At 57.4% G+C, this 13244-nt stretch carries 18 protein-coding genes and 1 CRISPR repeat array; of the genes, 1 reads left to right on the forward strand and 17 read right to left on the reverse strand.

The features are described from left to right. Positions 1–20 precede the first annotated feature (20 nt). From LAT62_RS13375 to LAT62_RS13445, 15 genes are all read right to left on the reverse strand, one after another. Complete coding sequence (locus LAT62_RS13375; RefSeq protein WP_293384824.1) at positions 21–311, reverse strand: hypothetical protein; 291 nt, start codon at positions 309–311, stop codon at positions 21–23. A gap of 23 nt (positions 312–334) precedes the next feature. Further along, positions 335–925 carry an alpha-ketoglutarate-dependent dioxygenase AlkB gene (locus tag LAT62_RS13380; protein ID WP_293384827.1) on the reverse strand — a complete coding sequence of 197 codons (591 nt, stop codon included), beginning with the start codon at positions 923–925 and terminating at the stop codon, positions 335–337. 86 nt (positions 926–1011) lie between these two features. Continuing rightward, complete coding sequence (locus tag LAT62_RS13385; protein ID WP_293384830.1) at positions 1012–1890, reverse strand: thymidylate synthase; 879 nt, start codon at positions 1888–1890, stop codon at positions 1012–1014. Positions 1891–2039: 149 nt separating this feature from the next. Further along, positions 2040–2468, reverse strand: coding sequence for a hypothetical protein (locus tag LAT62_RS13390; RefSeq protein ID WP_293384833.1), 429 nt, complete (start codon positions 2466–2468; stop codon positions 2040–2042). A gap of 158 nt (positions 2469–2626) precedes the next feature. After that, positions 2627–3223 carry a hypothetical protein gene (locus tag LAT62_RS13395; protein WP_293384836.1) on the reverse strand — a complete coding sequence of 199 codons (597 nt, stop codon included), beginning with the start codon at positions 3221–3223 and terminating at the stop codon, positions 2627–2629. A gap of 286 nt (positions 3224–3509) precedes the next feature. Next, positions 3510–4157 carry a hypothetical protein gene (locus LAT62_RS13400; protein ID WP_293384839.1) on the reverse strand — a complete coding sequence of 216 codons (648 nt, stop codon included), beginning with the start codon at positions 4155–4157 and terminating at the stop codon, positions 3510–3512. Next, positions 4145–4429: a hypothetical protein gene (locus tag LAT62_RS13405; RefSeq protein ID WP_293384842.1), complete on the reverse strand. Its 285-nt coding sequence runs from the start codon at positions 4427–4429 to the stop codon at positions 4145–4147. The genes LAT62_RS13400 and LAT62_RS13405 overlap by 13 nt, the downstream gene beginning before the upstream one ends. Positions 4430–4519: 90 nt before the next feature. Continuing rightward, entirely contained in the window at positions 4520–4885 is a 366-nt protein-coding gene (locus LAT62_RS13410) for a hypothetical protein (RefSeq protein ID WP_293384845.1), read from the reverse strand. A 170-nt stretch (positions 4886–5055) separates the two neighbouring features. Then, on the reverse strand, positions 5056–5379 hold the full coding sequence (locus tag LAT62_RS13415) for a hypothetical protein (protein WP_293384848.1): 324 nt from the start codon (positions 5377–5379) through the stop codon (positions 5056–5058). An 81-nt stretch (positions 5380–5460) separates the two neighbouring features. Further along, on the reverse strand, positions 5461–5682 hold the full coding sequence (locus tag LAT62_RS13420) for a hypothetical protein (protein ID WP_293384851.1): 222 nt from the start codon (positions 5680–5682) through the stop codon (positions 5461–5463). 80 nt (positions 5683–5762) lie between these two features. Then, a complete protein-coding gene (locus LAT62_RS13425) occupies positions 5763–6344 on the reverse strand; it encodes a hypothetical protein (RefSeq protein ID WP_293384854.1) in 582 nt (193 codons plus the stop codon). A 237-nt stretch (positions 6345–6581) separates the two neighbouring features. Beyond that, positions 6582–7401: a CRISPR direct-repeat array (repeat unit 28 nt; unit sequence CGTTCACCCCCGCGCCCGCGGGGAACAC). A 68-nt stretch (positions 7402–7469) separates the two neighbouring features. After that, on the reverse strand, positions 7470–8129 hold the full coding sequence (locus tag LAT62_RS13430; RefSeq protein WP_293384857.1) for a hypothetical protein: 660 nt from the start codon (positions 8127–8129) through the stop codon (positions 7470–7472). 3 nt (positions 8130–8132) lie between these two features. Further along, complete coding sequence (csf2, locus tag LAT62_RS13435) at positions 8133–9179, reverse strand: type IV CRISPR-associated protein Csf2 (protein WP_293384860.1); 1047 nt, start codon at positions 9177–9179, stop codon at positions 8133–8135. Positions 9180–9196: 17 nt separating this feature from the next. Continuing rightward, complete coding sequence (csf1, locus tag LAT62_RS13440; protein ID WP_293384863.1) at positions 9197–9928, reverse strand: type IV CRISPR-associated protein Csf1; 732 nt, start codon at positions 9926–9928, stop codon at positions 9197–9199. Further along, a complete protein-coding gene (locus tag LAT62_RS13445) occupies positions 9912–10640 on the reverse strand; it encodes a hypothetical protein (RefSeq protein ID WP_293384866.1) in 729 nt (242 codons plus the stop codon). Before LAT62_RS13445 ends, csf1 begins: the two co-directional genes overlap by 17 nt. 270 nt (positions 10641–10910) lie before the next feature. Here LAT62_RS13445 and LAT62_RS13450 point away from each other — a divergent pair, with 270 nt between their 5' ends. Continuing rightward, positions 10911–12860: a helicase C-terminal domain-containing protein gene (locus tag LAT62_RS13450; RefSeq protein WP_293384869.1), complete on the forward strand. Its 1950-nt coding sequence runs from the start codon at positions 10911–10913 to the stop codon at positions 12858–12860. Between the two features lie 2 nt (positions 12861–12862). On the opposite strand, the gene LAT62_RS13455 is transcribed toward LAT62_RS13450, so the two are convergent. Both LAT62_RS13455 and LAT62_RS13460 read right to left on the reverse strand, forming a co-directional pair. Further along, positions 12863–13039: a hypothetical protein gene (locus LAT62_RS13455; protein WP_293384872.1), complete on the reverse strand. Its 177-nt coding sequence runs from the start codon at positions 13037–13039 to the stop codon at positions 12863–12865. Between the two features lie 15 nt (positions 13040–13054). Continuing rightward, positions 13055–13244, reverse strand: a 190-nt coding sequence (locus LAT62_RS13460) for a hypothetical protein (RefSeq protein WP_293384875.1), incomplete at its 5' end; no start/stop codon positions are given.

The raw sequence follows: 13244 nt of genomic DNA on the forward strand, positions 1-13244 counted from the left end.
CTGGTCAACCCAGCTTGCTGTCACAAGCTCCGCCCTTCAGGGCGGGGTAGTTGACTGGGAAGGTCATAACCGAGCGTAATGGTCTGGCCCGCCGTTGAAATCTGATGGGACTCGCCGCGACGATCCTGCAGAGTCTTGGCATGGGCTCGGATGTCTGCCGCCAGGGGCGCCGGACAGCCTGGTTCGACGGTCAACTCCAGCGAACCATAGAGCAGGTACCCGAGCACCTTGTAATCGCCACCCTCTTCCCGGGTGCGGTCTGTGTACCACAAACCGGTAGGCATACTGGCAATGAAAATCTTCGAGTCCATCGTGTTCTCTCCTGAGTGATGGGTTAGATCAGGTTGCGGAACGTGAACGAAATCCGAGGTCCGCACGGCTCCCAGTGTTTCGGGATCTTGTGGTCCCACTCCAGCTGCATCCCGGGCAACATGACCACCAGGGAATTGCTATTGAGCAGCAACTCATCATGCGCCTCTCCCTTGACGCCTTTGGGGCGAAACGCAATTTTCCGCTCAGCCCCGATGGTCCAGATGGCAATGGGCTGGCTGTCGTCCATCTCTGGAGAATCATCGGCATGCCAACCCAGGTGCTGGTGCTGGGTGTCGTAGCAATTCACAAAGCATGAATTCACGCGCCACGCGGAACCACCGAGCTTGAACAGTTCGCCGTTCACCGCAGGCATTATCCGGCCCATACTGGCGCACGCATTCATCGGGGTCGGCGGATAGGTGCGACGGCCGCGCCCGCTGCCATAGGTGTATTCCTTGTCAGCAAACCAGATTTCCTTGCGCGGCGCATCCACATGATCCACAAACAACGGCTGAATATCGTGGTAGACCTGCTCCAGCGTCAGGTCAGACAGTGCGTCAATGTGTTCCTTGTAGACCACCGGCGCGGTCTTGCTTTCGAGGATGCTGGTCATAATGACTCCACGTTAATTTGTTGCTCTGTTGCGGCGCAAAGCCGGGGCTCCATCGCCAGTGTGCTATGGGCGCACTCCCGCCCAACTTATGCAGCGAGTGGGTACCAGATCTGCTCGTATGTCTCGCGGTGGTCGAATTCGCTCAACAGGACATCACCGGCCGTCATGACGTTCTCGATGTCGTTGAATGTTTGAATCCGATCGCTCAAAGCCATCTTTGGCATAGGCAGCGGGTCGCGCTCCATTTGCCAGCAAAACTTGTCATACTGGTTTTCGTAGACGTGCAGGTTCGTGACATGCAACCGGGCCCGGCCCGGGCGCAGTCCAGCCAAACGGGCTGCTAGGTGAGTCAGGATGGACGCCTGCATCAAATTGGCAGGACCTCCCAGAGGCATATCCATAGACCGGCTATAGAACTCGCCATGCACCTGATCTCCAAGGATCGCGAAATTGTAGGTGTGCATGCACGGGCGCAGTGCACCCAGATGGAACATCCCCGGATTCCAGTGCGTAACGATCAGTCCCCGGTCGTCCTCGCATCTCTCCAGTCGCTCAAACACATCTTTCACGGTGTCGATGGTGGTGATCTGGTTACCGTTCACCATGGGCCAGTTACGGCTGACGCCGCCATAGACAAGACCTGTGTCGTTTTCGCCTTTGCGGTTTGGGTTTGCCAGCCAGGCCGCCGTTTCGTTCGCATTCGTGTACCAACTTTTGGCGCCTATTCGAGCAAAGTCATCGGCGTTGGTGTATCCACGCAAGTAACCAATAAGTTCCGCCACCGGCAATTTGATCGGTACCGGGCGGGTGGTAACCACCGGGTGTCGACCGTCGCTCAGGTCCCACTCGAATGTCTCTCCAACCAGGGTCTTGCAGCGGTGACCCGTTCGTGTGTTCTCTACCCAGACCCCACGGTCAATAAGCTTCCGTCCGGCGTCCTCATACTGTGTGTCTATAACGGTCATAACCAAACCTTTAGGTGTTCGTAATAGTGGCTCAATTGTCTCATCCTGAGCATCGGATGCAGCTCAGACCAGCGTGATTTTGCAGTACCAACACCCCCACCCGAGCACCGCGAGGGGCAGCCAAGGCGCCAGTCAGGCGCGGAACCCGGTCAGGCACCGGAGTCTCCATTCTCGCTACTGGCAGCTTGTTGCTTAGACATTCCGAGAAGACTCCTGCGAAACCGGGCCACCAGCAGGGCATCGTCAGCGCTTGTCGGCCCCATGGCGATGCCGTTTTCAATGAGGCGTTGCAGTGCTTCACGCACAGCAGCGGGTGGTTCGTTGCCAGCGCCAGCGATTGGGGCATACTCGGCCGCCAAACCGTTTTCCAGCCGGTGCATCAGGTTAACCGGGCCGTAGCCGTCGCTGTCGCAATGCGCGTCCCACTGTTGATCTATCTCCCGGGCAGCCTCTGCCATCACCTCACGCAGCCGCGAAGCCTCCTGGGCCAGTGCGTCCACCTCATCGAGTAACCGAACCGCCAGGTCTTCGACTGATTCGCCATCCCGCAGATTCTGAGCAATGATTTCTCGATTCATAATCCATGCTGCCTTTTGATCGTCCACCCATAGTGCCATCAACAAAGCGGGCCCCACCGCTGTCCTGTCCCGGCATTGGCCCCCAAACCCCGCCCGGGAGACACGACCGGGCCGACACCGGCAGTGCGGGAAGGCCGACCCATGGCCGGCCGCCTACCTCACGCGTACTCGGTAAAGGTTGCCGCTTTGATGCCGCCCTCGGCGGTACGCTCGACCAGCCGGGCATCCCGACCGTCATCAATCCGCACATTGTCACGGTCAGTAACGCGGCGACGGAACGCCGGACCTTCAAACTGGCCAGGAACTGGAACTGAGACGCCAGTCAATTGGCGCCCGTCGCGCTTCTTCACCGCGCCAATAGGCCGCAGAATAACGGTTCTCTTACCAGCCACCCCTACGACTTGGAAATAGTCGACGTTGGTCTGCTCCCAACCCCATGATGCAACCATGATGTCACCCTCAACGACTTTCATCGGCGCCTGCTGACGGGCCTGCTTGATGCGCAGGTCGTCGATGTAGGAAACCACCCGCTTGCGAACCTGGGACTCGCGAACCTCCGGGTCGGGGTATGCAACAAACAGGCTTGGCTTCTGTTTTCTGCCAAAAAAGACAATAGCAGCAGGGCGGCCGGACTTGGTGTCAAAGTAGTAGGCTTCCACCCGCCCTTTCTGGACCAGGTCTGCGTCTACGTCAAAGGCTGTCGCCACATCAATCTGAGTGGCTTCGGGGCTGATGTAATCGCTACGCTTTGGCATGTTTCACCTCATTGGTCAGAGTGAAACCATTATCGCCAATAGAGCCCACCGTCAGGGCGGAGCCGCCCCCGGCATTCGCCCTACAATCCCCTATGCCTGAGCGCCAGCGAAGGCCACAGGCGCCCCTGGCTGCACTCGGAGCCGACAGGTTTCATAAAAATGACTACTTTAATGGTCATATAGACCTGATATGACTATAATAAAAGTCTTGCTGCCGCGATCAGCCATCAACATCAGCTTGAGCTGCGCCCGCGCCTCATCCTGTATCGCGCCCCAGGTGCCAGAGTCAGTCATGAGAAGCGCCTCGATCGAATCGATACATTAGGGCGATTACATCCGACGCAGTGGGCTCCATTCGCCCTGCCCGAAACTCATCTGAGAACCAACTCAGAGCAGTCTCCGCAAATTGCTCGGGAGACTCCATGAAATTCGGGTGGTCATCATTGTCACCCCACAAAAATATAAGGTGATCAAGGCGTGACAGCGCCAACCATTGGTCACTGGCGTTATCGGCAATGCCGCCCCATCTATCGTCAAAGAGAAAATCCAGCAGAGCTTGCACAACCCATTTTTCACGCACAGACAGTCCCTCAGTGTCGCCAGCAAAGCCCTCGGTCCAGTTGTGGGCGTGTTCGTGGGGGTTGGCACCACTGGGCACCTGGGCGCAGCGTAGCGCTGGGTCCAGAGAACCCCAGCCAGCAATGGACGCGGTGAGCGTTCCTTGGCTCTGAAGAACGCCGTGTAGGTCAGCAGACGCGCCTGCTGCCGTCAGGTCGGGTGTTCCTGCGAAGTAAGGCGAGGTCTCATCGAGTTGATAGGACGGCACCATAGCGATCAGATCACGAAACCGCTGTAGCTTCTGAAGATTCAAGGGCGTTGTCATAGCGATACCTTTGCGGTCAGGGCTGTATTTGTTGGGGCTTAGTAGTGCCATTCGCCGTCAAGCACCTCAGCGGTACCCAGATACAGCAAACCGGCGTTGCATTCTCTGTTGTCGACATCTGTCCAGTCGATACGCTGGCCCACGGCATCAATGGCAGCAGACTCAACCTCTGTCACGTTCTGCGGGTCCTTGAGATCCACAGCCTTGCCGCACCTGAAGACAACGGTGTCCGACCCTTGAATGGCAAAGCATTTGCCATACAGGTTGGGAGCCGGCCGAGTGCGGTCCATGGAGTCACTGGGTTTGGCATCGTTTGGTCGCATGGTGCAGTCCTCTGTCATGGATTATTGAGCAATATGCCCGGCTACTGAGTTCGCGCCCGGGCAAAGAGAGTGCCGGTTGCAGTGAAGCGCCTACGCGCCCACCGAGTCGACAGCTTCGAGACTGGCCCGAGCCTGCTCGCAGATCGACGACTCGACTTTGTGCGAACGAAAGTCATAGCGATGGTCAGGCATTCCCAGCCACTGGCGGGTGGACTCGGTCATGCCAAATGAGAAGCGTGCACCTTGCGGGGTCTGGCTCGCGGTAACGACAAAACAGACCTCAGCACCGGTGTCTTCACGGGTACAAAAGAACGCCCGCGGTTCACGGTCCATATCCATCAGCAACGCACCGTTCTTGCGTTTGCGGTAAAAACCGAACACGGTGCCACCAGTATTGGCCACCTGCGCGGCCTCGCGCTGATTGCGCACAAAGGTGCGTCGATTGAATGTGAACATGGGCATCTCTCCCGTTGATCAATTATGTGATCAGAATATCAGCAACGGGGAGACAGCTAGCGCCAGCCAGGCCCGGCATCGGCGAACAACTACCCGCGCCCGAGTGAAACGAGGGCGGAAACGCAATTCAGGGGACAGTGACTGGCGGGGCGAACGCCCGCCGTTGTGCGTTATGACGATGAAGACGCCGCCTGGTGCAGCGCCGCACATTGGGCCTCTGGGCCACGCCCATGCCGGTCTATCGCTGAAACCCGCCCTGCATCTACCAGTGCCGCCCGCGCACGCCGTGCGGTATGCGCATCAGGGCTTTGCGACAATTCGATCAATGCCGGTTCCATATACCGGTCCATCGCATCAATTTTGGCCTGCAGTCGGTCGATTTCCGCCTGCACAGTCGACCACTCAGCAGCGGCCACCTGGGCGCGCTCAACCGGAACGCTGTTACCACTGCTGAACTTGTTGCGGATACTCCGCATTGCGGCCTGAAATATCATGGTGCCTCTCAACTAATCTTGGATAAGTGGATTCGGCCAGCGAGCCCGGACAACTACTAAGCGGGCAGGCCGCCGAAAGAATCACATTGCCTCGTCGTGGCCATCCATCAGTTTGTAATCACTCCCTTCAGTGGCCGCCTTCGCATTGACGCCAATAGTCGTCAGCCGGTCCACAATGTTTCCCAGAGCGACGTCACTGCTCGCCGACTCCAGATCCTCCACCTCCAGACCCAGTGAATCGGCGAAGCTCTGCAGAGCCTTGTTGGCAGCCGAGCCGACAGCATCGAAATGCGGGCTTGTCATGGTCTTCTCTGAAATGCTTATAATGGTTCTCCAAATTGCATACAAAGGGTGAGCAGGCGCCCCCTTAGGGCGCACTGTGTTCAGCTTGGCTGGTTGTCCACGCCTGTGGCACAGCCCATTGCTTGCGCGACGCGGGGATCTGAGGCACAAGACGCACGGATACCCAGCTCTTCATTGGCTGCGTCATACAGCGGGTCATCATCTGCTACAGCCTCAAGCTGATCGTCCGTCATCACACTGACCCGGCGAGCATGCTGCAAAGCAACGCATTGACCGACTTGATCACGGCCATGACGGCCCATGGCTTCAGTGATGACACCTGCATTCAACAGGCCCGAGCGAGCACGCCCTGCGATAAGATCGTCGTCACTTCGAGCGAGATCGACCAACGCATCTGTCAGGGCCTCGATCTTTGAGTCCCGCTCTGCGACCTCCTGATAGTACTCGCTGCGCAGGTTGTTGAGCGCGTCCTGGGTCTCACGAAGATCGTGCAAATAACCCGTCCGCAGCCGCTCTGCTGAATCCATCGCGCCTTTCATGCGCTCCAGTCCGGACTCAACACTGGCCCACTCCGAAGCGGTCACCTGGGCGCGCTCAACCGGCACGCTGTTGCCACTACTGAACTTGTTGCGAATACTTTTCATCGCCTTATGAATATCCATGCCAGATCTCCAGTTATGCTGAAATAGGGTCGAGCCCACACCCTCCGTGCGGTCTCACTGCTGCCATATTACGCTCTGCGCCAGCCGAACAGCCGGCAACCCATCCGCCATTGAAACACCAACACCCATAGCCAGAGCGGAGCGAAGGCTTAAACACCAGCGCCGGGATGTTCCAGGCCGCTACCCAAGCCTCGAGCGCCAGCCATTCCTTGTGCGCCGCGTCATCCCAAGAGTAAGAACTCACCCCCGCGCCCGCGGGGAACACTTAGCCATTCATGAGGCCTTAGATGCCTAATGCCGTTCACCCCCGCGCACGCGGGGAGCACCGTAGGTGCTTGGCTTCCATTTGTCTAACACGCCGTTCACCCCCGCGCCAGCGGGGAACACACTTGAGTTGATGCATGTTGCAACCTCCCTGTACGTTCACCCCCGCCCCGCGGGGAACACACAAATGGCCCATCATTCTCTCCACGCTTCAACCGTTCACCCCCGCGCCCGCGGGGAACACGGACATCAATTCACGACGCACCATAGTGCTACACGTTCACCCCCGCGCCCGCGGGGAACACCAGGATTTTCTACAAAAACTCCGTACAACCCCGCGTTCACCCCCGCGCCCGCGGGGAACACGTAGGCTGCCGATTCGCCCCGTACTCGCACTCACGTTCACCCCCGCGCCCGCGGGGAACACATCGACTCTATTAATGTCACTGCATCAATAACACGTTCACCCCCGCGCCCGCGGGGAACACTTACTCCTGGCTACATACGTTCTTTATCTCCCGCGTTCACCCCCGCGCCCGCGGGGAACACTATTGCACTTTTTACTCGATGTATATTTTATAGCGTTCACCCCCGCGCCCGCGGGGAACACCACTGCTATCAGCCTGCTGCCCATGTTGTAACACGTTCACCCCCGCGCCCGCGGGGAACACCCCTTGACCAGATTGTAAAGCCATTCATTTCCGCGTTCACCCCCGCGCCCGCGGGGAACACACACTGCAAGACGAAATTGGTAACGGACAGCTACGTTCACCCCCGCGCCCGCGGGGAACACACCAACATAATGGGGCAGATACAGTGCAAGACCACAAAATATAGTAGCCGTACAAACGGTGGCACCAGTTAAGCTGGTACCAATATTTTGCCGGCTCGCGTCCGGTCCCAGTACGGCGCTTGAAGTGCGCCGGTTGCCACCGCATAGTCCTGATCGGGAAATGCTTCCTCGGCATCCATTGGCATCGCTCTCTGGTACCAGGCGCAATCTGACTCTGCAACGCATTCAACTGTAATGTTTTTAACCAGCCCGAACCCCACACCTCGTCGCGCACCTACCTGCTCACAAAGCGTCAGCAGTTCCTCCACACCGGCCCGATCACCCACGCAGTAGGCCGTCAGGTCACAGTTTGACACCATCGTGTGATAGATGGAGGACTTGTAGCTACCGCCGGCCGGGTTGGGCTTCTTTCCCCGCTCGTTGAGCCATCCTGATGCCTTGTGCTCAGCCGCAGTCGTTGTATTAAGGCGACCAGTTTGCATCCACACCTGGGGCTCGAAGTGTCGCTGCACAATGAAGCTCGAGGCCTTGAATACCCATTCTCCTGATGCAGCAGTATAACGGGCTACTGGGATATCATAATGATGGTCTCGTGGATTGACCGATTGCCCTGACTCGCGCTCGACCGCTTTCACCTTTAGTGCGCCCAACAACGCGTCCAGATGGAAAAGATCTGGCGGGTCTGCCATAGGCGTCCGCATACCGAAGTTAATCCGCAATGGCTCCATCGATCAGGCTCCCTGTTTGCTGCCGGCGACAAACTGTTCAAATTCTGACGCTGACATCTCATCGATTGCCTGGGCGAACGCATCCAGATAATGCTCTGTATTATTCGTGTCCATCTGGCCAGCGGTCCAAACAGACTCGCCATCGACCAGGATGTTGTTGATACGGAATTCTCCGTAATCTTTCGCATTGCCACCTGCAATGCGCTCGCTCTGCATCTTTGTCAGCGCCGCCAGGATGAGCCCAACCTGGGCATCCGTAGGCTGATCTACCGAGAAGCGCCACACCCAATTAACGCCTGGCACGACCACTTCGTGGGCGTTAAAGGCATTCAGTCCACGGACATTGACCTCAACAGCCTCTTCACCATCCTTGGACTCCTGGGATGTTTTTGTACCTTTCTTCTTTGCCGCTTTCTGTGCCTCCTTCAGCAGGTCCGTCACCCATCCATTGACCGCATCAGAGCCTCCGCGTATCGCTTCGCTGCTGTCTTCGTCCTTCATCTTTTGGACAGGATCAACGCGGCGCGTCCACACGGTATCGGTAATGTGGCCGGCGATCATTTGTCCTTCATACCCCTCCCCGAGCACTCGTGCAGTATCAGAATGAATGGGCCACAGGAAATCGACCTTCAGGCGGCCCTGCAGAAAGCGCGGCCCACCCCCAAAAAGACCGAGAAAAGGGTGCTTTCTCAAAAGGACGGTCTCATCAAACGTCGCCGGCAGCCCTTCCGGGTTGCCCGTAGCGTTGCCAGCGTAGGCAGCCGCATAGGCCCCAATAGAAATCTGCTCTCCGGCCAACGCGGGTTCGATGAAATGTTTCAGCATCGTGCGTCGCAACAGGTTACGCATCGTGTTGCCGGGCACAACGGGCACCGCTACCGGTTGTAACGTGCCATCCTCTTGTTCCTTCACGACTTTCATTCTCCGCTGGCGGATATACGGGAATCCTCGTCCGGCTGAGGCCAATTGGCCGTCCAGTGTGATGGCGCCAGCGCCGGGTGCGGCAGAAAAAATAGGTGTGGTGTTGGTGATTTCAACAACGAATTTCATCAATTAGTTCCTCTGTATCAGTCTGTGAGCTTTGCAAGTACTTTTGCTGTGATCGGTTCCGGCTTCTCCGGCTCGGGTTTCTTTGAGTGCATCAGAAATGAAAGCGCCCAGTACTCTCCCGGGCTAAGGTTGAGCAGAAGTTGAATGTCATCCTGTGCCAGCTTTTCTCTGGCACCTGATCGGAGTTGTCCGTGATAGGGCGCAGCAGCTTTCCGATCCAGGAGTAGCGGGGACTTGCGAGCCGCAGGTTCCTCTCCCTCATTGAACCGGTCGAAAACAGCCAGCGCCTGGCGAATATTCGATGGCCTGACCACAAACAGGCTTGGTCCGAACCGAATCTGAATACGCCGTGAGTCCTGCGTCACTGGAGTGCGCCACGACAAATGCTGCATGGTCGATGACGAGTGAACAGCCAGAAACGGCCCATTGGGCGGGTCGGTGAACAGCCAGGCCTTGTGGATGTCTTTCGATATGGGATAGATCTCATGTTCCGTGATAACGGCTGCTGACAGGCCGTAGAGCATCGGTTTTTTCCGAAGGTGTACACAGCGCCAGCACACGATGCCTGTAGCCGACGCAAGATCCCGGCTATCGCTGAAAAACTTACCCAGATTGGTTGGCGAGTAGGCATCCCCTTCGTCTATTGGCCGACCGCAATGGCTGCAGGCGCCAGGATCGCCCTTCCATTGCAACAGATCTGCGTCTGGCTTGAGCCCAAGGGCATCTGCGACGTCACTCGGATAGAGCATGGTTGATCTCCTCTGCGTCCTCCGGGACACCGGCAAGCGACATATTGGCATCCAGGTGGCCGTGTCCTTTGGACAAGAGGTAACCAATTGCCCAAATTCCTGTCAGCTTGAGATTGACGGCAAAACGGGCGTTGATTAGACCCATGGCGGAGAGGGAACCGCCTTCTGCCTTTCGCTTGGCGCCGTAGTCGCGGTCTGCACCAAGAAAAGCGACATCAATGGCAGATGGCAGTTCTACGCCGACCACCTCTGCCTGCCGGCGCAATGACCGCACAAGCAGACTTTCGAGATAGGGTTTACCGGTTGCACGATCATTCATCCATGCCTTTTGGCGATCTTTTTTCTGGACCACGACGCGAGGAATGGAGTACTCCAGCCGATAAGGTCGCCATTCAGCTTGCACCGAGTAGGTCTTTGTGCTTACCGGAATCACGACTGAATAGTGGTTTGACAGGGCGTTGTGGATGATCGGGGCTGCATCGGCGAGGATTTGCTGGCCCTCCGCGAAACCCAGCATCGAAAAACCTCGGCGGTAGCGGCCGAACTGCACACGGGGAAAACCTACCTGTGGATCACCAGTGCGAGCCTGGTAATTCATTAGCGTGGACACCAGGTCCGCCTGTTGGCCATCGAGCAGCCTGGCGACCATTGCCCGAGCCTCGTCCGGATAGACGGACTCAGGGAGCTCAAAGTCGATCTTGTGTACGCTCATTCGTATTAACCTTTACTTCATAATATGTTATAAACACTATCAAATAAACATAGAGCATGCAACTCACCGAATTCGAGGGCAGTGATAATGGATGTTGTGAGGGTCGGCACAGTTCAGGACCTATCCAAAGTTCAAAACCGAAGCAAGTGGGCTCGCGATCACCTCTCTCGAGCATTCTCCGCGGGTATAGCACCGGTTCGAGTGCCGCAGCACAAGATTCAGTCCTTTGCAGCGCCTCTGCCAGAGTCAGTAGCACAGCATCTCCGGACCATGGCGAAAGAGCGTGGCATAAGTTTGGCGGTGCTAACGGCAGGGTTGATAGAAGCGCTCTGTGCAGACGCCGGGGATGAAGATGACGGGCCATCTGAGGATAGCAGCCAGATCCATGGCATTGAGTCTGTCCGGGAGTTGCTGCATCCGTTGTTGAAGCAGGCCCATGAAGGCCTCCAGCAGGGTAAAATCGCTTTTGTAGAGGCTGCCACCGGTACTGGCAAGGGTCGAATGCTCGCAGCGCTGGCTGCGGATGCAGCGGCTGCAGGACAGCAGGTCGTTGTCAGTGCACCTTTGAGTGTGACATGGCAATTGGTGGACGATCTGTCGCAGCTACCTGGAAGCCTGCCTGCTATTGATCTGTTGCTTGGCCGGCCGAATTTTGTCGATCCGGAGTCGGTGCGAGGCTGGGCGCAAGACAATAGCCATGGCGAGCTTCTGGACTGGGTAGAGGCAGGAGGCCCAGCCCTGTCAGCCAGAACACAAAATATCGCCAAACTGACCGGAAAAGCCCTGTCGTGGCTTCTGGAAGATGCACTGTCACTGGCCGAGGGCCTGCCCGTATCAACCGTCATGCTCAGTGGAGATTCTGGTAAGGAATGCCCGGCCGAGGGGCTATACCGAACCCTGAAGAGCACAGAGAACAGGTCGCAGCAGGGTATCCTGCTATGTTCTCACCATATGCTGGCTTCACATGTGCGCCACGCAGCGTTTAATCGAGACGCCGACGATGACCCGGCCTCCGGAATCCCCAGCAAAATTGATACACTACTGGTAGATGAAGCGCACCAACTGGAGGCAGCGTTTGCTGCAATATTCAGCCATGCCATCCATTTTCGGTCACTGATCCGGACAATCCAATCTTCGGTTAAGGTCAACAAGAAGCCTGCGCTGTTGGCCCTGGAAGTAATGGAACACGAGATCACCGAGCGAATTCTGCCGACGAATCAATCCGCCACCAGTGCTTCGGGTTGGCCGTCGGAGTATCCAGACATCACCGATACAATGAAGCGTGCTGAAGACGCTCTCTGTGCCATCAAAACCAAAAACCTCAACGCCCATGCTACAAGCGCCATACGGGCCGCCATTGGCGCTTTCCGTGCAGCGTTGTCAGGTCGATCAATGCTGCGATTCGAGGTTTCCCCAGTCCGGCGATATCCCGGCTTAACCGTGGGGCGCTCAAACCTGGAAGGCGCTACGGCCGATCTATGGGACTCTGTAGGATCTGCAGCACTCTGCTCTGCCACCCTGTTCGCCGGCGACTCCGCAAACCTCACCCGCTGGAAACTGGGTGTTGATGTTGCGAGGGCCCTCTATTGCCGACCAGTGCATCCTCCTTGGACCTGGAAGCCGGTGGTCCTGCATTCGGAGCGAACTTCGGTTGACGCTGACGACAGCGCCGAGTGGGCACAATCCGCCTCCGAGCAAATCCACCGCATCGCTGCGCGAGCGGCAGGCGGTACGCTGGTACTGTGTACATCGCATGACAATGTCCGACAATTATCCGATTCGCTGTCAGATAACCTGGCTGGGCGGTTGATTGCGCAGCACCCCGGGACAAGTGCCAGGGGCTGCGCTATGCAGTTTGATGCACTGTATCGCTCAGGCCTAAAGCCTGTGTGGATCGGCGTAGGGGCGGCATGGACAGGCATTTCACTCTCAGATACCGAAGCCCTTGCACACGAGGACAATATGCTGAGTGATCTCGTCATTACCCGGCTACCCATCGGCTTGAACCGTTCTCTTACACATGATCGGCGAGTCAAGATTGGGGGGTTCGGGATAGTCGCCCAGGAGGCCCTTTGGCAACTCCGTCAGGGCATAGGCCGACTGGTGCGCAGGGAGGGCCTGCCAGACAAGCATCTCTGGGTTCTGGACCCGCGGCTGGACTCATCTAAACCATGGGTCGAAAGATTCAATCGGTTGCTGTCGAAATACAAGAAAGCATAGGCTTAAGCGCCAGCGTCGGGATGGTCGAGGTCGTAGCGAACACGCAGGATATCGCAACCGTCCTTGTCGTGGCGCCAGTAGAAATGGCTAGCCAGCCCGCAGGTGCGCTCAATCGAAGTTTCTATCTCCACCGGCACATCATCGCGCATCGGCTGCCCCTGCCAATGGGACCATTGCATTGATGAGTGCACCGCTCAGCCGGACATCAAGGACCGGTATCGCCGCAGGAATCGAATCAGATAGACGCTGAACGGTAGGGAGCTCAGGGCATAGACAACAGGCATCAGCGTCAGATCGACGACAGGGAGTAGCGCCAGCACAGCGCCGACACCCACCAGTGCATCAATCGCCAGCGAGTAGTAGTAGAGGGCCATGGCGAGCTGC

Source organism: Natronospirillum sp. (genome assembly GCF_022565775.1).
Classification (GTDB): Bacteria; Pseudomonadota; Gammaproteobacteria; order Pseudomonadales; family Natronospirillaceae; genus Natronospirillum.

Excerpts from the sequence above, each read along its gene's own strand:
- LAT62_RS13375 (WP_293384824.1), bottom strand. The coding sequence starts at position 311 with ATGGACTCGAAGATTTTCATTGCCAGTATGCCTACCGGTTTGTGGTAC.
- LAT62_RS13380 (WP_293384827.1), bottom strand. The coding sequence starts at position 925 with ATGACCAGCATCCTCGAAAGCAAGACCGCGCCGGTGGTCTACAAGGAA.
- LAT62_RS13385 (WP_293384830.1), bottom strand. The coding sequence starts at position 1,890 with ATGACCGTTATAGACACACAGTATGAGGACGCCGGACGGAAGCTTATT.
- LAT62_RS13390 (WP_293384833.1), bottom strand. The coding sequence starts at position 2,468 with ATGAATCGAGAAATCATTGCTCAGAATCTGCGGGATGGCGAATCAGTC.
- LAT62_RS13395 (WP_293384836.1), bottom strand. The coding sequence starts at position 3,223 with ATGCCAAAGCGTAGCGATTACATCAGCCCCGAAGCCACTCAGATTGAT.
- LAT62_RS13400 (WP_293384839.1), bottom strand. The coding sequence starts at position 4,157 with ATGGCACTACTAAGCCCCAACAAATACAGCCCTGACCGCAAAGGTATC.
- LAT62_RS13405 (WP_293384842.1), bottom strand. The coding sequence starts at position 4,429 with ATGCGACCAAACGATGCCAAACCCAGTGACTCCATGGACCGCACTCGG.
- LAT62_RS13410 (WP_293384845.1), bottom strand. The coding sequence starts at position 4,885 with ATGTTCACATTCAATCGACGCACCTTTGTGCGCAATCAGCGCGAGGCC.
- LAT62_RS13415 (WP_293384848.1), bottom strand. The coding sequence starts at position 5,379 with ATGATATTTCAGGCCGCAATGCGGAGTATCCGCAACAAGTTCAGCAGT.
- LAT62_RS13420 (WP_293384851.1), bottom strand. The coding sequence starts at position 5,682 with ATGACAAGCCCGCATTTCGATGCTGTCGGCTCGGCTGCCAACAAGGCT.
- LAT62_RS13425 (WP_293384854.1), bottom strand. The coding sequence starts at position 6,344 with ATGGATATTCATAAGGCGATGAAAAGTATTCGCAACAAGTTCAGTAGT.
- LAT62_RS13430 (WP_293384857.1), bottom strand. The coding sequence starts at position 8,129 with ATGGAGCCATTGCGGATTAACTTCGGTATGCGGACGCCTATGGCAGAC.
- csf2 (WP_293384860.1), bottom strand. The coding sequence starts at position 9,179 with ATGAAATTCGTTGTTGAAATCACCAACACCACACCTATTTTTTCTGCC.
- csf1 (WP_293384863.1), bottom strand. The coding sequence starts at position 9,928 with ATGCTCTATCCGAGTGACGTCGCAGATGCCCTTGGGCTCAAGCCAGAC.
- LAT62_RS13445 (WP_293384866.1), bottom strand. The coding sequence starts at position 10,640 with ATGAGCGTACACAAGATCGACTTTGAGCTCCCTGAGTCCGTCTATCCG.
- LAT62_RS13450 (WP_293384869.1), top strand. The coding sequence starts at position 10,911 with ATGGCGAAAGAGCGTGGCATAAGTTTGGCGGTGCTAACGGCAGGGTTG.
- LAT62_RS13455 (WP_293384872.1), bottom strand. The coding sequence starts at position 13,039 with ATGCAATGGTCCCATTGGCAGGGGCAGCCGATGCGCGATGATGTGCCG.